Raw genomic sequence first — 20121 nt, forward strand, 5'->3', positions numbered from 1 at the left:
AGCTGTGGTCGCAGGCCTGGCTTGCGTTACTGCGCGGCCATCAGTTCCGCTTCGCCCAGATCCACGCTGACGAGGCGGGAGATGCCCTTTTCCACCATGGTCACGCCGAACAGGCGGTGCATCCGGCTCATGGTCACGGCGTTGTGGGTCACGATCAGGTAGCGGGTCTTCGTATCGGCAACCATGGAATCGAGCAGGTCGCAGAAGCGATCGATATTGGCGTCGTCCAGCGGCGCGTCGACTTCGTCCAGCACGCAGATCGGCGCCGGATTGGTCAGGAACAGCGCGAAGATCAGCGCGGTGGCCGTCAGGGCCTGCTCGCCGCCCGATAGCAGGTTCAGCGATTGCAGGCGCTTGCCCGGCGGCTGCGCGAAGATCTCCAGGCCAGCCTCCAGCGGATCGTCGCTGTCGATCAGTTCCAGATGTGCCTTGCCGCCTTCGAACAGGCGCGTGAACAGGCGGCGGAAGTGGCCGTCCACTTCCTCGAATGCGGCGCGCAGGCGCTCGCGGCCCTCGCGATTGAGGTTGCCGATGCTGCCGCGCAGGCGGTTTACCGCTTCCACCAGTTCGGCCTGTTCGGCGGCGCTGGATCCGTGCTCGCCTTCGATCTTCGCCAGTTCGTCGGCAGCGACCAGATTGACCGGGCCAATCCGCTCGCGGCTGGCGGTCAGGCGCTCCATGTCCTCGCCTTCCAGGCCGGCGTTCTTCACCTCTTCGGCGTCGAAGCCGAAGCGGTCGCCCAGCAGGGGAGGGGGGCACTGGAAACGTTCGCCGGAGATGCGGGCCATCTCCTCACGGCGGCTTTCTTCGTTCTCGGCCCGGGCGGCGGCCCCGGCGCGGCCTTCGCGCGCTTCGGCCAGTCCCTCGTTGGCGGCAGAGAATGCGCGGTCGGCCTCGCGCGCCTGGGCCTCGACTTCGGCCATCGCGGCCTCAGCCTTCGCCAGTTCCTCGGAGATGCGCGCGCGCACGGTGTCGCCCTGTTCGATCTCGCGCTGCAGGCCTTCCGGCTTGGCGGCCACGACGGCGCGTTCCCCGGCGATATCCTCGAAGCGCTGCTCCATGCTGGCCAGCCTGCGCGCCGCCTCGCCCGCGCGGGCTTGCCAGCCGGCGATATCGGCGCGCTGGGCGGTGACGCGTTCGCGCGCCACGGCGAGCGACTGGTCGTGGCTCGCAAGCGCGGCGGTCGCGGCCTGCAGGGCGGAGCGGGCCGCCTCGTGCTTGGCCTGCGCTGCGTCCAGCCGCGCGCGCCCGGTCTCGGGTTCGGGCAAGGCGGCGTGGCGTTCCTTCGCGGTGGCGAGTTCCTTTTCGGCGCTATCCTTGCGAGCGGCGAGGTCCTGCTCCGCATCGGCCAGTTCGGCGAGGCGGGCGGCATGGCGTTCGCGAGCGGATTCCGCCTGGTCGAGGCTGCGCAGGGCATGGCGCTCGGCTTCGGCGGCCTGGCCGACGTCGCGCTCCATTGCCACCAGCTCGCGCTGGAGCGTGGAGAGCGCATCCTGCGCCTGTGTGTGCGAGGTCTCGGCGGAGGCAGCGGCGGAGCGCAGGTCCGGCACCAGCTCGGCCAGTTCGGCATGGCGGTTTGCCGCCTCCAGCCGCGCGGCTTCCGACGCACCTTCTCCGCGCGCGATGAAGCCGTCCCAGCGGCGCAGGGCGCCGTCCTTCGTCACCAGCCATTCGCCCGGCTCCAGCCTGCGGCCATCGTCACTATCTGCGACATGCACCAGCGCGAGGCGCGCGGCGAGCTGCGGCGGGCAATCGGGAACGTGGTCGGCCAGGCTGCCGGTAACGCGGGATGGAGCCTCGCGGCCGGTCCAGAAACGCCCGTCCACCGCGCCATCGGGACTGCCGAGCCCGGCCTTGGCATCGCGGCCCAGCACCGCGGCCAGCGCGCGTTCGTAACCTGCTTCTGCCCGGACCTTGTCCAGCGCGGGCGGCAGGCCGTGCTTGCCCTTCTGCTGGCGGGCGCGGGCCTCGCGGTCACGCTCAAGCGCCTGGAATTCGCGTTCCACCCCGGCCAGTTCGGCGCGGGCGGAAGACAGCGTGCTGGCCGCGGTATCGCGCGCTTCGGCGAGGTCGTCCTTCTCGGCCTGCTTTGCCTCGAAATCGGCACGCAGCCGCACCAGCCGCGAGGCCGCAGCGTCGGCGGCGGCCTTTGCCTCGGCCACGGCCGCTTCGGGATCGCTGCCGCCAGTCAGTTCGCTCTTGGCTGCCGCATGCCGCGCAAGCTCCGCATCGGCCCGCTCCAGGCGCTGCTCTGCCTGCGTCACCTCGCTCTGGGCAACGCGCCATTCGGCCTCGACGCCGGCGTGCTCTGCCGTAGCCTTGGCCAGCGCCAGTTCCGCCGCGCGGCCGGCCTGTTCGGCCTTTTCCGCACCGCGTTCCAGCTGCGGCCGTTCGGCTTCGTCGGCATTGAGCTGCTTTTCGTTCGCGGCGAGTTCAGCGGCCAGCCGCTTCATGGCATCGGCGGCATCGCGCGTCATGCGGTCGGCTTCGCCGCGATCCTCCTCCAGCCGCGCTTTCTGGCGGTCGAGGTCGGCCAGCCGCTCCTCAGCCGCTTCCAGCTGGGTGGTGAGGGCCGCCATGCGGTGGCCATGCGCGCTGGCATCGTCGCGCCGGTCAGCCAGCTCCTCGCGCGCCTCGGCCAGCTTTGCCGCGAGCCCATGCTGCGCCTTCTGTGCCTCGTCTGCGGCAGCTTTCGCCGCCGCCACCCGCGCATCGGCAGATTTGGCAACCTCGCGCGCGTCCTCCGCCGCAGCGGCGGCGTCGCGCCAGCGGGCGAAGACCAGCCGGGCCTCGGCCACTTTGATCTCGTCGGTCAGCTTCTTGTAGCGTTCGGCCTGCTTGGCCTGACGCCGCAGGCTCGCCATCTGGCTGTCGAGGCCCGCCATCAAATCTTCCAGCCGCGCGAGGTTCGCCTCGGTCTGGCGCAGCTTGCTCTCGGCATCCTTGCGCCGGACATGCAGGCCCGCGATCCCGGCCGCTTCCTCCAGCATCATGCGCCGTTCGGTGGGCTTGGCGGCGATGACCTGGGCGATCTTGCCCTGGCTGACGAGGGCGGGGGAGTGCGCGCCGGTCGCCGCATCGGCAAAGGTCAGCGCCACGTCCTTGGCCCGCACGTCCCGCCCGTTCACGCGGTAAGCGCTGCCCGCGCCGCGTTCGATCCGGCGGGTGACGTCCAGCTCCTCGCCTTCGCTGTCCACCGCCTGCAGCACGACTTCGGCGAAATCGCGCGGCGGGCGGCGTTCCGTCCCGGCAAAGATGACATCTTCCATCCCGCCCGATCGCAGGGACTTGGGCGAGTTTTCGCCCATGACCCAGCGGATCGCTTCCAGCAGGTTGGATTTGCCGCAGCCATTGGGGCCGACGACGCCCGTCAGGCCCGGTTCGATCCGCAGCTCCGCAGGCTCCACGAAGCTCTTGAAGCCGGTCAGCTTGAGCTTGCGGAACTGCATCGGCGGGCGGTCCTTACCGCTTACTCGCCGCTGCGCGCGCCGGCGCGTTGCAGCAGGGGCTCAAGTTCCGACCAGCGCGAGGCTTCCACCTGCGTGCCGTTGATCAGGAAGGTCGGTGTCTTGTTGATATTGTCGGCCTCCGCCGCGCTTTGCAGCGTGTTGGCGAGGTTTTCGGCTGCATCGGCATCGGCCAGACAGGTGCGCGCCGCATCCTTGCCGATCCCGCGAGCAGCGAAGAAATCAAGGAAGCCGGTACGCTCCGCAAACTGCACCAGCCGCTCTTCCGGGGCCAGTGTCAGGGCCTGCTGAGCGCCCTCCATGTTCTGTTGGAAGCCGCCATAGACTTCGGGAAGGTTCAGCCACACCTGGTCTGCCAGGGCGGGGCCGGCTTCCACCGGAGCGCATTCCAGCATCCGCGTGAGCACAAGGTCGATCGCGCCGTGCAGCGGCATGCTGCGCAGTTCGAACGACACGCGGCCCGTGTTCACGTAATCGCTCTTGAGCGGTTCGGCCCCTTCGGCGGTGAAGGCCGCGCAGGCGCCGCAGGTCAGCGAGCCATACTCGATCAGCTTGATCGGCGCATCGGGGTTACCCATCAGCCAGCCGCCCGTTTCGGTACGGGAGACGACGTCGATCCACTGCGAACCTTCCGGAGCGGCCACCGCCTCGGCAACTTCACCCTGCGCGATGGTGCCGGCAGCAGCGCCGTCGGCATCGTCCGATCCGCCACATGCGGCGAGCGCCAGGGCCAACGGCACGCCAATGGCGGCCATGCGGATGCGGGAGCGAAGGGCGGTGGAGGAGGTGGTGTTCATGGCTCGATCAATCCGATTCAGGGAATGGGGGAGGCTACCGCAACACGGGGCAGCGGCAAGGCGTATAGTCTTCGGGCCGCCGCTTGTGCACAGTTTTTCGGTTCGGGAAGGTTAATTCGGTGGGGCGTCAGTCTTCCGGCGTCAATGCCTTGTCCAGCGATGCCTTCACCGCAGGCCAGGTGTGTACGCCCTGCAGAAGTGAGCCGTTCAGGGCAAAGCTGGGCGTACCCGGCACGCCAAGGCGATCCGCCGCGTCCTGCGTCGTGCCGATAATGGACTGGGCTGCAGTTTCGTCAGACAGGCAGGCATCCGCCTCGCTGATGGAATATCCGCGGCTCTCCATGATGTCGTAGAACCCCAAGTCGCTGGAAATGGCACGCATCCGGCTGCCAAGGCTGCCACTGCCCCAGCGCGCGGTCTGCGCCGGGCTGGCGTCCATCGCCTTCTGCAGCCAGACCTCCTGCCGTGACAGGATCGCGCGGTGATTGCCGAAGAATTTGTCCGCATCGCCGCAGCCGGCCAGCAGGCTGGCGGCCAGGTCCACCGGATTGCGGATGAAGGGGCGCACTTCCACCGCCACCTTGCCGGTGGGGATATATTGCAGCTGCATCACGGCGTCCGCATCATGGGCGTAATGCGCACAATGCGGGCAGGTGTAGCTGATGAATTCCACCAGCTGGACTTCCGCTTCCGGATTGCCCACGCGGTGGCCGGTTTCGGTTTCCACCTGCGCGGCGTACCAGTCCTGCGCCATGGCGGGCGCGGCGGTGAAAGCCAAAGCGGCTGCGGCGGCATATGCAAAAGTCTTCATTGGTCTTTGTCTTCCTTGTCACCCAGGCTGCGGGCGAGCGATTCCAGCACCGTGCGCAGTTCCGGATCGCCGATGTCGCGCAGGCTTTCGCCCAGTTCCATCGGGATCGGCTTCAGGCTTGGCGGTGCCTTGGGTTTCTCCACACCAGATGGCGGCTTAACCGCACCTTGCCGCATCTTCACCCGCGCCACGGCCTTGTAGCCAAAGAAGCGGTTCACCCGCTCCATGATTTCCGGGATCACATGCTGGATGATGGGCGCATGGGCGGGCAGGACCACCAGCTGGAGGATACCATCGGATTTCTCGCCCGGCGGGAAGCGGATCGCCTCCGGCGCGCAGACGCGGGCGTGGCGTTCGCCCACGATTTCCGGCCAGCGCGTGACCACGCTCGATTGCACGAAGCCGAAGCGGCGGAAGGCGGCGCGGCCGATCTGCGGCATGATGTCGCTGATGGCCTTGGCCGGTCCGCCGCGCGGACGCTCGTAGGGCTTGGGCGACTTGCGCGCCTTTGCCTTCGCGGTGCGTTTGGGCTTGGGAGGAGTCTCGCGTTCCATCGGAAGCGCGGCCATGCCATAGGCGCGGCGTGACTTCCAGCACCGCCACCCGATTGCTCGACTGGTATGACCGGCATGCGCGTGACCTGCCCTGGCGCATTCCGCCCGGAAGCGACGCGGCGGCGGACCCGTACCGCGTATGGCTGTCCGAAGTGATGCTGCAGCAGACCACTGTCGCCGCAGTGAAGCCCTATTTCGAGAAATTCACCGCCACCTGGCCAACGGTCGAGGCGCTCGCCGCCGCGCCGGAGGAGGACGTGATGGCCGCCTGGGCGGGGCTGGGATACTATTCCCGCGCCCGGAACCTGGTGAAGGCCGCGCGCGCCGTGGCGGATCGGGGCGGCTTCCCGGATACCGAGGCGGGCCTGCGCGAATTGCCGGGGCTGGGCGCATATACGGCAGCCGCTGTCGCCGCGATCGCGTTCGGGCGGCGAGCGGTGGTGGTGGATGCGAATGTGGAACGGGTCATCTCGCGCCTGTTCGATATTCGCGAGCCTCTACCGGCGTCGCGCAAGGCAATCCGCGCGGCGGCGGACACGATCACGCCGGAGACGCGTGCGGGCGATTTCGCGCAGGCGATGATGGATCTCGGCTCCTCCATCTGCACGGCCCGCGCGCCGAAGTGCCTGCTTTGCCCTTTGCGGGAGGATTGTGCAGGCTATGCGGCAGGCGAGCCGGAAGCCTTGCCGTTCAAGCCGCCAAAGAAGGCGAGACCGGTGCGGCAGGGCTGCGCTTATTGGATGGAGCGGGACGGCAAGGTGCTGCTGGTGACGCGGCAGGGCACGGGCATGCTGGGTGGCATGCGCGCACTGCCGGACGATGGCTGGTCAGCGAAGGGCGACGGCAGCACAGAGCCGCCGGTCGCGGGCGAGTGGCATCCGCGCGGCACGGTGACGCATGGCTTTACCCACTTCACCGTGGAGCTGGCTGTGCAGGAGCTATCCGGCAAGGCACCGACCACGCCCAAGGGCGAATGGTGGCCGGTCGCGGAGATCGAAGACGCCGGCCTGCCCACGCTGTTCGCGAAGGCGGCGCGGCTCGTCCTCGCAAGCCGTTAGATAAACCCGCCGCCCAGCGACAGGCGCACGACCGCAATCAGGCCCACGATCAGGCAGAAATTGCGCCCGCCATTGCTCTGGGACAAGGCGCCGGCTGCAATGCCCGCCACGATCAGTGGCAGCGCGAACCAGTTGCCCCATCCCAGCAGCGGGATGGTGGAGGGAATGACGATGATGAGCGAGATGATCCCCAGCAGGATCGAGACGATGTTCAGCATGTGTTATATATGGCTAACACAGCAGGCAATTTCAAGATGCTTGCCGCGCGGCGGCCTGCCCCGCTAACGATACGCGAAATTCGCTGGAGAACACCTGCCATGACCATCCGCCACGCCCCCATCACCCGTCGCGGCCTGCTTCGCACCGGGGCTGCCATTGGCGCGGGCGCGCTGGCTGCCGGGGCCCTGCCGCGTGCTGCTTTCGCCAGCACCATGCGGAGCTGGCCCACGGTCGATGCGCTGCTGTCCGGCTATGTCGAGGGGCGCAAGGTGGCTAACATGGTCGCCATGATGGGGCAGGGGCAGCACGCCCCCGTATCCATCGCCCATGGACGGCTGGGCCTGCTGCGCGATACGCTGGCGGACAGCAATTCGCTCTACCGCATCTATTCCATGACCAAGCCGGTCACGGGCATGGCTGCGATGATCCTTGTGGACGAAGGCAAGCTGCAGCTGGACCAGCCGCTGGCGGACATCCTTCCTGCCTTCGCCGAGATGCAGGTGCAGCGCGAATACGATGGCGCGATTACCGAAGATAACCTCGAGCCTGCGGTGCGGCCGATCACGATCCGTCACCTGCTGACGCACACGGCAGGCTTCGGCTACAACATCGTGCAGCAGGGCGCGCTGGCCAAGGCTTACATGGAAAACGGAATCGTGCCGGGTGCGATCAGCCGCGCCGCGCCTCCGGGGGCTTTCGGCGGAAAGCCTGCGGCCAGCCTGGAGGCTTTCGCCGAGGCGCTGGCGGAGCTGCCGCTGGTTTACCAGCCCGGCACGCGCTGGTCCTACAGCGTCAGCCTGGACCTGCTGGGCCGCGTGATAGAGGTTGTCTCGGGCCAGCCGTTCGACGAATTCCTGATGGAGCGGATCATCGTGCCGACCGGCATGGTCGATACGGGATTCCAGGTGGCCGGAGCGGATATCCCGCGCCTGACGGACAATTACTTCCTGGCCGGGGACACGCTCATCCCGGTCGATCTGGCGGGCAACTCGGTCTATCTCGACCGGCAGCCGTTTCCATACGGCGGCGCGGGCCTTGCCAGCACGCCGCGCGATTACGACCGGTTCCTGCAGATGCTCGCCGGTTATGGCGCGATCGAGGGCAAGCGGGTCATGAGTGCGAAGGCCGTGGCGCTGGGCACAAGCGACCTTTTTCCGGACACGATGGACCCGGCGGATAGCTTCATGGCGAATTACGGCCACGGCGCCGGCGGCCGCGTGGGCAAGGGCGCGACGAAGGGCGAATATGGCTGGTTCGGCGCGGCGGGCACGTCAGGCCTGGTCAACCTGACCAGCGGCCTGCGTTTCTCGCTCTACACGCAATATATGCCAGCCCAGGCGTATGATCTGAACGCCCAGTTCCAGCAGGCAGTCTATGCGGACTACGCGGCGGCGGGATCGCCAGCCGCGTAATCCGCCGCGGGCATCAGCCCTGATTGTTCATTGCGGCCTGTGTCTTCGGGCCCTTCTGCGCATCCTGCGCGGGATTGTCGCTGCCCACCACCGGCTCGCGATTGTCGGGATCGGTGGCGCGGTTGAGTTCTCCGCGCGTGCCGACACGTGTCCTCACCTCGCCGCCGGACCGGCTACCCTGGCTGGGCGTGGGCTGGTCCTGCATCGCATCGATCAGTTCATTGTCGGGGTGAAGGCTCTGGCGTTCGGGCATGTGTTTTCTCCTTTCCCCACCAACGGGCGGGGCAGGGCGCCGGTTCCGCTACGCCAACGCGCAATCGTTAACATGTGAGACCGGGGTTAAGTCACTCAGAAAAAACGCAAAACAGGGAAACGTGACCGCGGCGTTAAGGAAAATTAAACGTGACGATTGAACGAATTCGTAATCGGTCGCGGCTTACCGGAGACGCATGAGAGACGATCGCAAATCCGGTATCGCGCACCTTCGTGCCAGCTTCGAAAGACTGCTTGCTTGCGAGCAGGGGGCCACTGCGATCGAATATGGGCTGATTGCCAGCTTGATCGCAATCGGATCGGTGCAGGCGCTCAGCCTCCTTGGCGGAAGTGTGACGCAAACCTTCACCACCGTATCCGGCAATATGGCGGCCCCTGTTGTTCCGCAGAACCCGGCACCGTCCGGCGGACCCAATACCGGATCGCCAAACGAACCTGCGCCCGGCGCAATCCCGCCCGGTTGAGCCTGACAGCGGCTCCGGGTGCGGGGGCGGTTGGCTGCGCGGTCTCACGGATTGCGCACGCTATCGCCCGGATCCGCGAATGGCACCGGCCGATCCTGGCCGCCCTTGTCCTGTGCGTGATTGTCATCGCGGTAAGGCCGGCCGAGCAGGTCGACAGCCGCTTCTCGGACCAGTTGCTGGCCAGTCAGGCCGTGCAGCCCGATGCGGACCTGGCCATCGTCGAGATCACGGCTGAGGACACCAGGCGCTTTGGCGGGCAGCCGGTTCCGCGCGCGGCCATGGCGGCGCTGGTCAACGGGCTGGCTGATGCAGGCGTTGACAGGGCCTATCTGGATTTCAACCTTGGCGAAGCCATCAGCGCCGGGCCGGATGAAGCACTGGCGAATGCGCTGGCGCGGTTCGATAAGGACCGGATCGCGCTGGCCAGCGGCGTCACGCCGGAGCATTTGCCCGCGCCGGTCTTCCAGAAGCACGCAACCGTGCTGGATTCGCGCATCGCGCAGGCGCCGGACGGATGGTATCGCGCAGTAGGCCAGAGCGGGGGAGCGCGAGGCGCAAATCCCTCGGCATGGCTGGCCAATGGCAGCACAACGCCGCAGGCGGCCGGGTTGGACCTGCGCGTGGCCCATTGGCAATTCCCGCGAGCCAGCATGTCCGACGTCATCGACGGGAAGGCGGACCTGAAGGGGAAGACGGTGGTCGTCACATTTTCCCGCAGCTTTGCGCCGACGCGGACCTTCCTGCCGATTGCTGGCGAAAGCGACCGCGCCGCCGTTTTCCTGCTGGGCGCGCAATCGCAGCGCAATGGCTATGACACCGTCCTGCAGCGGGGTGAGCGCGCCAATATCGCGCTCCAGCTGTTTGCCATCCTGATCGGCTTCGTCACGGGCCTGGTCGCCTCCTCCGGGCGAAAGCTGCTGTTATTGATGGGCGCGATCATGTTTTTCGTGCTCGCCACCAATGCCTCCATCGCGGCGAGTATCGGCGCACCGGCGCAGCCCAGCACCGCGCTGTTCTGCTTCCTAGTGATGGTCAACGTCACGCTGGTGCAGCGCCTGCGGATCGTGCCCATGATCGCCAACTTCCTGAAGGGCGATCTCAGCCCCGACGAAGCGCTTGCATGGCGCGCGCTGGAACCGCAGGAGCGGCCTGCCATGCTGTTCGGTGCGAACGGGCAGATCAAGCGCATGAACGCCGCAGCTCGCGACCGCACAGACCTGCCGCATGGCGAGATCGCGCAGGCCTGCTTCCCCCGCATGGGGGAGCGCGGCCAATCGATCGCGCTGCAGCTGGCGGATGGTTCGCCGGCCAGCTTCGCGCTCGACTGGCCATACCCCAATGTGCCGGTCGTAGTGCTTGAAGACAGGACAGCCACCGACGCGATGACCCGGCAGCTACAGCGGCAGCTGGAAGTGGACGAGATGACCGGCTGCCTCAACCGACGCGGCTTCGACAATGCGCTATCCGCCGCACGGAACACGGGACGCAATTATGCGGTGTTCTTCATCGATATGAACGGTTTCAAGGCGATCAACGACACTTATGGCCACGACGCCGGTGACGAGCTTCTGGTCGCCACTGCGGCGCGCCTGCAGGCCCTGTCGCGCAGCGATGACCACTGTGCCCGGCTCGGCGGGGACGAGTTTGCCATGATCGTCATGGGCACGGTGGATGCGGATACCGCGCAGCGCCTGCGCAGCCGCATCGAACAGGAAATCGCCGTGCCTGTGAAGCTGCGGGCCTCCGCCGCGACGGTCATGCCCTCCGCCGCCGTCGGCTTCGCAATGTCCAGTTTCGCCGGGGAGGACCCGGCAGCGGTCCTGCGCCGCGCGGATCAGGACATGTACCAGCAAAAGGGCCAGGGCAGGGCCGCACCCCGCGCCGCGTGAGTTAGATCAGCCCAAGCCGCAGCAGGCGATTGGCCAGCTTGCCGGGAAGGATATCGCCCAGTTCCTCACCTTCTTCCAGGTCGCGCGGCGGCTCGCCCTTCAGATAGCGCCAGCCCTGGTGTGCGCGCTTCGGGCGGGGCAGCACGGCGATCAGCTTCGGTTCCAGGTCGATGAACCAGCGTCCGTTGTCCTGCTCGGTAAAGCCGATAATCGGACTGCGCGCGACGATGTTGTGCTCATGGATCCAGAACAAGGATCCGCCGACGCATTCTTCCCAGCGCGTGGGGCGATAACGCGTGTTGACCGCCATGCGCGGACGGTTGGCAAACCATTCGCGGATATCGTCATAGCTTTTCGCCCCGAAGGCGATCTTGGTCAGGCTGAGCGGCATGGTCACCGCTCAAGATAGGCAATCGGCGGCGCGTCTCAAGCTGCCAGGCCCGCTGCCACGGCCAGGCCGAGGAAGGCGAAGAAGCCCATCGAGTCCGTGATCATGGTCACGAATACGCTGCTGGCGACGGCCGGGTCCTGTCCCAGCCGGTCGAATGCGACGGGGACCATCACGCCCGCCAGCCCTGCCACCACCACATTGATGACCATGGCCAGCGCAATCACAACGCCCAGCATCGGGGTGAAAATGGCCGCCGTGGCCAGGCCGATCAGCACGGCGATGGTCACGCCGTTCAGGAAGGCAACGCGAAACTCGCGCCACAGCATGCGCTTGGTATTGCTGCGGGTCAGCTGGTTGGTGGCGATGGCGCGCACCGTCACTGCCATGGTCTGCGTGCCCGCATTGCCGCCGATGCTGGCAACGATGGGCATCAGGATGGCCAGCGCCACCAGCTTCTCGATCGCGGCGCCGAAGGCCGCAATGATCAGGCTGGCGACCAGCGCCGTGCCAAGGTTCGCCACAAGCCAGCGCACGCGGGCGGAATAGGCATCGCGCAAGGGCTCGTTGATGTCGCCTTCACCGGCGCCGCTCATCAGCAGGGCATCCTCGCCCGCCTCTTCGGAGATGATGTGGACGATATCGTCCACCGTCAGCTGGCCCACCAGTCGCCCGTTCTCGTCCACCACGGCGGCGGAGATCAGGGCGTATTTCTGGAACCGCAGGGCGACCTCTTCCTGGTCCATTTCGACAGGGATCAGCGTCTGTTCGCGCTTCATCACGTCGGCCAGGGCAATGTGGCGCGGTGCGCGCAATACCCAGCTCAGCAGGCAGGTGCCGACGGGGTGGTTGCGGTGGTCCACCACGAAGACTTCGAAGAATTCGGTCGGCAGGTCCTCGTTATCGCGCAGGTAATCGATCAGGTCGCCCACGGTCAGGTGCTCGGGCACGCTGACCAGTTCGCGCTGCATCAGGCGGCCGGCGGACTCGTCCGGATAGGACAGCGCGCTTTCGATGGCGGCGCGGTCTTCCGGCTCCATCTCCGCCAGCACGGCGCGCTGGTCGGCATCGTCCAGATCCTCGATCAGCTGGACCGCATCGTCGGTTTCCAGCTGCTCGGCAATTTCGGCGACGGCGGCGGCGGGCAGCGCCTCCATCATGTCCTCGCGGACGTAATCGTTCAGCTCGGACACCACCTCGCTGCTCATCAGGTCGGTAATGGCAGAGGCCAGGTCGCGCCGCTCGCGCGGGTCCAGCAGCTCGAACAGGTCGGCGATGTCGGCGGGGTGGAGCGGTTCGACTAGCTCGTAAGCCAGCCCCTCGTCACCGGCTTCCAGCGCGTCTTCCACGCGGCGGACGAATTCCGGCTTCAGCCGGTTCTCGTCATCCAGCTGCTCCGCCTCCTCGGGCGTGCGGGCTTCGTCGGCGCGGAGGAGGTCGTCATCGGCCATGCCTGCGCCCTATCGGCGCGAGCGGTAATTGCAAGCTGCGGGTGACATTGCGGGCGAGCGCCCTATGTAGGGCGGGCATTCTACAGGAGACAAGACTTATGGCCGACACACTGACCCTCACCCTCGACTGCGGAGACGGAAAGGGCGGCGATGTCGTCATCAAGCTGCGCCCGGACCTGGCCCCCGGCCATGTCGAGCGGATTACCGAGCTGGCCAAGGACGGCTTCTATGACGGCGTGCTGTTTCACCGCGTGATCCCCGGCTTCATGGCGCAGGGCGGCGACCCGACCGGAACCGGCATGGGCGGCAGCGACAAGCCGGATCTGAAGGCCGAATTCAACGCAGAGCCGCACACGCGCGGCACCTGCTCGATGGCTCGCACCCAGGTGCCGGACAGCGCCAACAGCCAGTTCTTCATCTGCTTCGACGACGCGCATTTCCTTGACGGCCAGTACACCGTCTGGGGCCAGGTCGAGAGCGGCATGGAACATGTCGACGCCCTGCCCAAGGGCGAACCGCCCGCCAACCCGGGCAAGATCGCCAAGGCTACGGTTGGCTGAGGCAATTCCCTCCCCGTCCCGCAGAGGATGGGGAGGGGGACCGCCTTGCTGGAGGCTCTGATAATGATTGTCGTCGGCTTCTACGTGCTGGTCGGCCATATCGGAATGACAGTCACATTCCCCTGGAAGCGGCTGCGCGCCCAAAGCACGACAGACCTTTCTTGAAACCCAAACGTCACCATCCCGTCTTGAAAGGGGCGACTGCCATGGTGGACGGGGTTTCTTGGGCGGAACGCCGGCCGCCAGCCGCGACCGGGGCTACAGCCTGGATTGCCACGAGCGCTTGTAATTGAACATGAAGTTGACCGAAAGCAGGTAATAGCTGGCCACTGGACGGCCCTCGGCATCAAGTGCGGGCTCGAATTTCGCAGTCTGCATGATACGCTCGCAGGTGTCTGCTTCGAAGGCCGGGTCAGCCAGCTGCAATTGCAGCTTGCAGCTCAAGGTATTCCCGTTTTCGTCCACGCCCAGCCGCAAATTCAGCACGGCCGGAATTCCCTTCCGCTCCATTTCCTTTGGATATTCCAGGGATTTCCCAATTTCCAGGCGGTTTACGAGGCGTGGCGGGCGTGTGAGCGACTTCTGCTCTTCGACATCGTAGCCCCAGCTTCGCAACAGATCATCGGTGCAGGCCCGCATCGCTTCCATCGGTTTCTGCAGATTGCCCGTCAGAAGGATGATTTCCGGCCTGAACGCCTTGCGAAGGTGCAGGCGATCGGCGCGTGATGCCGCCGCAATTTCAGCCTCCACCGTGTCGACGCTTTCGAGAAAGGCGTCGATAGCGGCCACGTCGGTCGAGTCTTTCAAATGCTCTGGCGGCTCGATCGTAAAAAGCCGGGTTGTGAAGAACACGCCGCTGAAATCGCTTTCTGCCTCGACGTCGAATCCGATGGTCTCGACCCAATCGGCCTCGGCGTCGAACTTGAATTCGAATTCGGTCTGGCGTCCAAGGCGCTGCTTCGACGTGACAACGAGCTGCAGCCTGGTCCCGGGACCGTAGCGCCGCATGGTGAGGTAAGCGGTTTCATCGCCTTCGCCGAACTGCCTGATGAGGACGCAGCTATCGTCATCATAATGCATGTTCCATGCAGACGTTGCTGGCAGGGTGAGGACCTTGTCCTTCGCCCCTGTGGGCTGCGACATGAACGGTAAAAGGATGGCGACTGCCAGAGCGAATATTCGAGCGACGATTTGACCTACTCCCTTGTTTGGGACCAGCTTATCGCCCGGCGCGAATGCTTCAAGTCAGATTCCCGCTTGCACCAGCCAGTCGTGGAACAGGCGCACGGGGCGGTGTTCCAAGTCCTGCGGGCGGCAGACGAACCAGTAGGAATAGGGGCTGGCCACTTCCAGGTCCGGGAACAGCTGCGTCAGGCGGCTGTCATTGGCGCGCTTCAAGTGGTCGTCATGCATCATGGCGATGCCGAGGCCCTGCTTTGCAGCTTCAAGTATCAGCTGGCCGGAATCGTAATGGTCCACTGCTGCGGGGTGTAGCAGCGGCATGCCGATGGCCTGGCGCCATGCATCGAAGCTTTGCGGCAGGTCGGAATGAATGAGGAAGGTCTGATCCGCCAGCGCGCTGGCAGTGGGGTTGGGGCCCAGCTGCGCGGCAAGGTCGCGGTTGCAGATCGCGCGCACCATGTTGTGATCCAGCTGCACCGCGTGGAGGGCCGGATCGGGTGAGGTAGTCAGCAGGACGGCCGCGTCCAGCGTATCGCCGACGCGGTCGATGAGGTGCGGGCCGGTGTCGATGTCGATATGCAGGCGGGGGTGCAGCTTGCGCAGGCTGGGCAGGGCCGGAAACAGGCGCTGGCTGCCGAACAGCGGCAGCACGCCCAGCCGCAGGCGCAGCAATTGCAGGCTGTCGCTTTGGGATTCGACGGCCTGCGCCAGTGCCTCGAATTGCGGGTGCACGGTATCGAAGAAGGCGCGCCCGTCATCGGTCAGCTTCATCGCCTGGCCGGAGCGGGAGAACAGCTTCTTGCCAACGAATTCTTCCAGATTGGTCACACGGCGGCTGAGCGCGGATGGGCTGAGGCCGAGCTCCGCCGCAGCGGCGCGTGCCGATCCCAGCCGAACCACCCGGACAAAGGCCTCCAGGGCGCGGAGCGGGGGAAGGCGGCGAAGAACCATGGGCGCGTTTGTTACCCAGACCGGCCCCGCTGTCGAGGCTTCATGTTGCGATGCAGCGTGAAAATACGCCGGACCGACGGCCAGCAGGCTTTGGCGGGACCAGGCAGGCTCAGGCCGCGTCGGCGTCCTGCTCCTGTCCTTCGCCGGCCGGGGCGTGCAGCCGCAGGCGCGTGACATGCGTTTCATCGCCCGCAATGACTTCCAGCTTCCAGCCGCTGGGGTGATCCAGCACGGCACCGGGCTGCGGGACCTGTTCGGCCAGCACGAAGGCAAGGCCGCCCAGCGTGTCCACCGCTTCTTCCACCTCGGCCAGCCGCGGATCGCCGACCATTTCGGCGACATCGTCCAGCTCGGCGCGGGCATCGGCTTCCCACATCCCCTCTTCCACCGGCGTGATCAGCTCGACCGGTGCCTCGTCATGCTCGTCCTCGATCTCGCCGACGATTTCCTCGACCAGGTCCTCGATGGTGATGATGCCGTCCGTGCCGGAAAATTCGTCCACCACGATGGCGAGGTGCGTGCGGCGTGCGCGCATGTCCGCCAGAACGTCCAGCGCGCCGCGCGCCTGCGGCACATACAGCGGCTCGCGCATCAGCACGGTCCAGTCCTCTGGCGCGGGGTGGCCGTGGGCCAGGAAGGGAAAGACGTCCTTCAGGTGCATCATGCCGATGACCTTGTCGAGCGAGCCTTCGTAGACAGGCACGCGGCTGATGCCGTTATCGGCGAACAGCGCGATCATTTCCTGCCAGGTGGCGGCCTTGTCGATGGCGATGATCTCGCCGCGCGGGATCGCCACATCGTCGGCATCATGCTCGCTGAAATGCAGCAGATTGCGCAGCATGGTCAGCTCCAGCGCGGACAAATCGCCCGGCGCCAGCACGGCGTTGCCATTGCCGCTGGCCTGCTCGTCTTCATGCTCGTCGATGGCTTCCTCGATCTGCGCGCGCAGCGAGGTGTCGGCTTCCGCCGGGTCGAACAGCTTGCGGATGGCCCCTATCAGGCCGCCGCTACTCTCCGCGTCTCCGTTACCGGAATCGCCGTTTCTGGAATTGTCGGGCATGCCCGCTTGTGATTCCTCCTGTCAGGTACGGTCCCCATATGGGTCCGCCAGCCCGAGTAGGGCAAGGGTGTTGATTTCCAGTAACTCCATGGCATCCGCATGGGTTTCCGAAATCTCGTGATCGTGGCCCGCCAGATGCAGCAGGCCATGGACGATCAGGTGGGCGGTGTGTGCCTCCAGCGCAATGCCTTTCTCTGCCGCCTCGCGCGCGCACACGCCATGGGCGAGCGCGATATCGCCGAGCATCTCGGGTGGGCCTTCGGCAGGAAGGGCCAGCAGGTCCTCGCGCTCCAGCATCGGGAAGCTCAGCACATTGGTCGGCTTGTCCCGGTCACGCCATTCGCGGTTCAGCGCGTGCACCTCATCGTCCGATGTGAACAGCAGGCTGGCCACCAGGCGCGAATTGGCGAGCTCCGGCGCCTGCGACGCTGCCGCATCGGCCACGCGTGCGGCCAGCGCTTCCCAGCCGTCGCCGGGCCAGGGGGCTTCCACGGATAGGTCCAGTTGCATTGCCGGTTCGCAGGCCTGCCGGTCAGCCCACGCCGGGCGCGAGGATCATGGTCTTGCAGAACAGCGTGCCGGCCCCCTCTGCGCTGAGCAGGATCATCCGGTCCTTGCCGCCATCATCCCGGTCCCATTCCAGCGTGCGCATCAGGACGGGCGGTGTGCCACGCTCCAGCGAGACATTGTCGCGTTGCTGGCGGTCGGGATCGCCTGCGCGCTTGGCAGCCACTTCCATCTCCGCGCAGTCGCCGCGGTCGGGCACGAGGTTCACCAGTTTCAGGGAGCGGTCCCCCGGTTCGAACAGGAAGCCGGCCTCGTAAGTGATGCCGCCTATTTCCTGCGTACCGGCAGCGAGATGGTGCAGGCCGAACAGGCGGTAATCCGCATGGTCTTCGACGGCGGAGATGGCGCCGCCGCTGGCGTCCACCACGGCTTCGGGCGTCATGCCCCACTGCGTCCAGTTCCAGTCCGCCTGTGCGGCGCCGGGCAGGGCCAACGCCCCGGCACCGGCGGCGAGGGCGACCAGGCGGCGAATGCTTGGCACGGTCATGCCCCTTCTCCTTCATAAGCTTCCACGATGCGGCCCACGATCGGGTGGCGCACCACGTCTTCCGCCAGGAAGCGGGTCACGCCCACGCCTTCCACGCCTTCGAGGCGTTCGACCGCATCGGCAAGGCCGGACATCCGGTCGCCGCCCGGAATGTCCACCTGCCGGGGATCGCCGCACACCACCATGCGGCTGTTCTGGCCGAAGCGGGTGAGGAACATCTTCATCTGCTCGCGCGTGGTGTTCTGCGCCTCGTCAAGTATGATGAAACTGTCCGCCAGCGTGCGGCCGCGCATGAAAGCGATGGGCGCGATCTCGATCTCGCCGCTGGCAATCCGGCGGTCCACCTGTTCGGGCGGCATGCAATCGTACAGCGCATCGTAAAGCGGGCGAAGGTAGGGATCGACCTTCTCCTTCATGTCGCCGGGCAGGAAGCCCAGCCGCTCGCCTGCCTCCACCGCGGGGCGGGAGAGGATCAGGCGCTGCACGCTGCCGGTGATCAGCTGGCTGACCGCCTGCGCCACGGCGACATAGGTCTTGCCCGTGCCTGCGGGGCCCAGCGCAAAGATCACGTCGCGGCTGGCCAGCTGGCGCATGTAATCGCCCTGCCGGATGCTGCGGGGGACGATGGTCTTGCGCCGCGTGCGGATCATGATCGGCGGCACGTTGTCCGGCTTGCCCGACATGATGCCTTCCAGCGTGGGTTCGGTGGACATGGCGATGAGGGATTCGATCGCGCCCGCGTCCAGTTCCTGCCCCGTCAGCAGGCGTTCGTGCATCTTGGAAAGGACTTCGCGCGCACGGGCGACCTCGTCCTCGCCGCCTTCGATGATCACATGGTTGCCGCGCGCGCCGATATAGACGCCCAGCCGGTTCTCGATCTGCACAAGGTTGGCGTCGAATTCCCCGAACAGCGCGCCCAGCACGGCCTGCTCCTCGAATTCCACCTCCACGCGGGATTTTCGCGCGATGCTGCGCCGGTCTTCCGGACGATCCAGCGCGGTCGAGATGGTGGCTTCGGTCGGTTTCTTGCCCATGCATTTCCTTCGGTGCTTGCGAGTCGGAAATGTAAGGTGCCTGCGCGCTCTGGCAAGCGCGGTGCGGCAAGTGACGGCGGAAAACGTCAGGCGGCGGCGTTTGCCACCAGCTCGCCCCGGATCGAATTGGGGCCGGCCTGCGCCAGTTTCGCGGTCACGATATCGCCGATGGCAATGCCGCCTGCATCAGCGCCGTCGAAGAACACCGATTGCAGCCAGGGCGACTTGCCCAGCCATTGGCCTTCCAGCTTGCCGCGCCGTTCCACCAGCACTTCGCAGGTCTTGCCCTCGCTGGCCTTGTTGAAGGCGTGCTGGTCGCGGTTGAGGCTGGCCTGCAGGCGCTGGAGGCGCTCGTCCATCACCTCGGGCGCGACCTGAGCGTCCATCGTCGCGGCGGGGGTGCCGGGGCGGGGCGAGTATTTGAAACTGAATGCGGCGGCGTAGCCGACCGCGTCCACCAGGCTCAGCGTCTCTTCGAACTCGGCCTCGGTTTCGCCCGGGAAGCCGACGATGAAATCGCCGCTGAGCGCCAGGTCTGGTCGCGCCGCCCGGAAACGGTCGAGCAGCTTCAGGTAGCTTTCTGCCGTATGGCTGCGGTTCATGGCTTTGAGCACGCGGTCGCTGCCGGATTGCACGGGCAGGTGCAGGTACGGCATCAGCTTTTCCACCTCGCCATGGGTGGCGATCAGGTCGTCATCCATGTCCGCCGGGTGGCTGGTGGTGTAGCGGATGCGCTTCAGGTCCGGATCTTCGGCCAGGGCGCGGATCAGGCCCGCCATGCCCAGCGTACGGCCCTTGTCGTCCTCGCCGGTCCAGGCGGAAACGTTCTGGCCAAGCAGCGTGATCTCACGCGCGCCGGCCTCCACCAGCTTCTTCGCTTCGTCCACCAGTGCACTGAAAGGCCGGGAAATTTCCGCGCCGCGCGTATAGGGGACCACGCAGTAAGTGCAGAACTTGTCGCACCCTTCCTGGATGGTCAGGAAGGCGGACGGGGCGCTCTTCCGGCGCTGCGGGAGGGCGGCGAATTTCGCATCGGCGGGCATGTCCGTATCGGTCGCCCGTTCGCCGCGCGCGGCCTTTTCGATCATGCTGGGCATGCGGTGATAGGCCTGCGGGCCCACGACCATGGAAACGGCCGGCGCACGCGCCATGATCTCCTCGCCTTCGGCCTGCGCCACGCAGCCCGCGACCGCTATCATCGGCGTTTTGCCCGCCTCGCGCCCGGCCTTGGAGATGCGGCCGATGTCGGAATAGACCTTCTCCGCCGCTTTCTCGCGGATATGGCAGGTGTTCAGCACCACCAGGTCCGCATCCTCGCCTTCGGGCGCAGGCGCGATGCCCTGCTCGGCCAGCATCTCGGCCATGCGCTCGCCATCATAGACGTTCATCTGGCAGCCGAAGCTCTTGACCCGGTAGGTCTTGGGGGAAGTCGCAGGTTTCATGGGCGGGCGCGGTTTAGCGGCATGTGCGCCGGGGTTCAATCGACTTGCTGCTTGC

At 66.3% G+C, this 20121-nt stretch carries 19 protein-coding genes and 1 pseudogene; 5 read left to right on the top strand and 15 right to left on the bottom strand.

The genetic code is table 11. From position 1 onward, the window contains the following. Positions 1–26: 26 nt before the first annotated feature. The 4 genes from smc to A6F65_RS06080 form a co-directional block, all read right to left on the bottom strand. The gene (gene smc, locus A6F65_RS06065) at positions 27–3449 is read right to left on the bottom strand and encodes a chromosome segregation protein SMC (RefSeq protein WP_067786846.1); all 3423 of its coding nucleotides are present in this window, start codon (positions 3447–3449) and stop codon (positions 27–29) included. A gap of 20 nt (positions 3450–3469) precedes the next feature. Then, positions 3470–4264, bottom strand: a complete 795-nt coding sequence (locus A6F65_RS06070) for a thioredoxin domain-containing protein (RefSeq protein WP_067786848.1) — start codon at positions 4262–4264, stop codon at positions 3470–3472. 127 nt (positions 4265–4391) lie between these two features. After that, positions 4392–5075: a DsbA family protein gene (locus A6F65_RS06075; protein WP_067786851.1), complete on the bottom strand. Its 684-nt coding sequence runs from the start codon at positions 5073–5075 to the stop codon at positions 4392–4394. Continuing rightward, on the bottom strand, positions 5072–5629 hold the full coding sequence (locus A6F65_RS06080; RefSeq protein ID WP_067790199.1) for a DUF721 domain-containing protein: 558 nt from the start codon (positions 5627–5629) through the stop codon (positions 5072–5074). Before A6F65_RS06080 ends, A6F65_RS06075 begins: the two co-directional genes overlap by 4 nt. A 29-nt stretch (positions 5630–5658) precedes the next feature. Here A6F65_RS06080 and A6F65_RS06085 point away from each other — a divergent pair, with 29 nt between their 5' ends. Continuing rightward, positions 5659–6687 carry an A/G-specific adenine glycosylase gene (locus tag A6F65_RS06085; RefSeq protein ID WP_067786853.1) on the top strand — a complete coding sequence of 343 codons (1029 nt, stop codon included), beginning with the start codon at positions 5659–5661 and terminating at the stop codon, positions 6685–6687. Here the strand turns inward: A6F65_RS06085 and A6F65_RS06090 are convergent. Then, entirely contained in the window at positions 6684–6905 is a 222-nt protein-coding gene (locus A6F65_RS06090) for a hypothetical protein (RefSeq protein WP_067786855.1), read from the bottom strand. The genes A6F65_RS06085 and A6F65_RS06090 overlap by 4 nt on opposite strands. A gap of 99 nt (positions 6906–7004) precedes the next feature. Here A6F65_RS06090 and A6F65_RS06095 point away from each other — a divergent pair, with 99 nt between their 5' ends. Beyond that, positions 7005–8318: a serine hydrolase domain-containing protein gene (locus A6F65_RS06095; protein ID WP_067786857.1), complete on the top strand. Its 1314-nt coding sequence runs from the start codon at positions 7005–7007 to the stop codon at positions 8316–8318. A gap of 13 nt (positions 8319–8331) precedes the next feature. Here the strand turns inward: A6F65_RS06095 and A6F65_RS06100 are convergent, their stop codons facing one another. Next, a complete protein-coding gene (locus A6F65_RS06100) occupies positions 8332–8571 on the bottom strand; it encodes a hypothetical protein (protein ID WP_067786859.1) in 240 nt (79 codons plus the stop codon). A gap of 196 nt (positions 8572–8767) precedes the next feature. On the opposite strand from A6F65_RS06100, the pseudogene A6F65_RS13040 reads away from it, so the two are divergent. Both A6F65_RS13040 and A6F65_RS06110 read left to right on the top strand, forming a co-directional pair. Then, a pseudogene (locus tag A6F65_RS13040) lies at positions 8768–8959 on the top strand (Flp family type IVb pilin); the annotation flags it as partial. Positions 8960–9051: 92 nt separating this feature from the next. Further along, positions 9052–10944 (top strand): diguanylate cyclase domain-containing protein, encoded by a 1893-nt coding sequence (locus tag A6F65_RS06110; protein ID WP_067786863.1) that lies wholly within the window; start codon positions 9052–9054, stop codon positions 10942–10944. Position 10945: 1 nt separating this feature from the next. Here A6F65_RS06110 and A6F65_RS06115 read toward each other — a convergent pair whose 3' ends face one another. Both A6F65_RS06115 and mgtE read right to left on the bottom strand, forming a co-directional pair. Next, a complete protein-coding gene (locus A6F65_RS06115; protein WP_067786865.1) occupies positions 10946–11335 on the bottom strand; it encodes a DUF1489 family protein in 390 nt (129 codons plus the stop codon). A 35-nt stretch (positions 11336–11370) separates the two neighbouring features. Continuing rightward, positions 11371–12783, bottom strand: a complete 1413-nt coding sequence (mgtE, locus tag A6F65_RS06120; RefSeq protein WP_067786867.1) for a magnesium transporter — start codon at positions 12781–12783, stop codon at positions 11371–11373. Between the two features lie 98 nt (positions 12784–12881). Here mgtE and A6F65_RS06125 point away from each other — a divergent pair, with 98 nt between their 5' ends. After that, on the top strand, positions 12882–13343 hold the full coding sequence (locus tag A6F65_RS06125; RefSeq protein ID WP_067786869.1) for a peptidylprolyl isomerase: 462 nt from the start codon (positions 12882–12884) through the stop codon (positions 13341–13343). Between the two features lie 258 nt (positions 13344–13601). Here A6F65_RS06125 and A6F65_RS06130 read toward each other — a convergent pair whose 3' ends face one another. The 7 genes from A6F65_RS06130 to miaB all read right to left on the bottom strand — a co-directional run bounded on the left by A6F65_RS06130 (position 13602) and on the right by miaB (position 20066). Further along, a complete protein-coding gene (locus A6F65_RS06130; RefSeq protein WP_169817011.1) occupies positions 13602–14423 on the bottom strand; it encodes an energy transducer TonB in 822 nt (273 codons plus the stop codon). Positions 14424–14588: 165 nt separating this feature from the next. Further along, positions 14589–15476, bottom strand: coding sequence for a LysR substrate-binding domain-containing protein (locus A6F65_RS06135; RefSeq protein WP_067786874.1), 888 nt, complete (start codon positions 15474–15476; stop codon positions 14589–14591). A gap of 109 nt (positions 15477–15585) precedes the next feature. After that, positions 15586–16536 (bottom strand): hemolysin family protein, encoded by a 951-nt coding sequence (locus tag A6F65_RS06140; protein WP_067786876.1) that lies wholly within the window; start codon positions 16534–16536, stop codon positions 15586–15588. Between the two features lie 21 nt (positions 16537–16557). Then, positions 16558–17046 (bottom strand): rRNA maturation RNase YbeY, encoded by a 489-nt coding sequence (gene ybeY / locus A6F65_RS06145; RefSeq protein ID WP_067786878.1) that lies wholly within the window; start codon positions 17044–17046, stop codon positions 16558–16560. A 22-nt stretch (positions 17047–17068) separates the two neighbouring features. After that, the gene (locus A6F65_RS06150) at positions 17069–17590 is read right to left on the bottom strand and encodes a hypothetical protein (RefSeq protein WP_067786880.1); all 522 of its coding nucleotides are present in this window, start codon (positions 17588–17590) and stop codon (positions 17069–17071) included. After that, complete coding sequence (locus A6F65_RS06155) at positions 17587–18624, bottom strand: PhoH family protein (RefSeq protein ID WP_067786882.1); 1038 nt, start codon at positions 18622–18624, stop codon at positions 17587–17589. The genes A6F65_RS06150 and A6F65_RS06155 overlap by 4 nt, the downstream gene beginning before the upstream one ends. A gap of 86 nt (positions 18625–18710) precedes the next feature. Beyond that, on the bottom strand, positions 18711–20066 hold the full coding sequence (gene miaB / locus A6F65_RS06160) for a tRNA (N6-isopentenyl adenosine(37)-C2)-methylthiotransferase MiaB (RefSeq protein WP_067786885.1): 1356 nt from the start codon (positions 20064–20066) through the stop codon (positions 18711–18713). Positions 20067–20121 lie beyond the last annotated feature (55 nt).

This window comes from Paraurantiacibacter namhicola, assembly GCF_001687545.1.
Lineage (GTDB): Bacteria > Pseudomonadota > Alphaproteobacteria > Sphingomonadales > Sphingomonadaceae > Paraurantiacibacter > Paraurantiacibacter namhicola.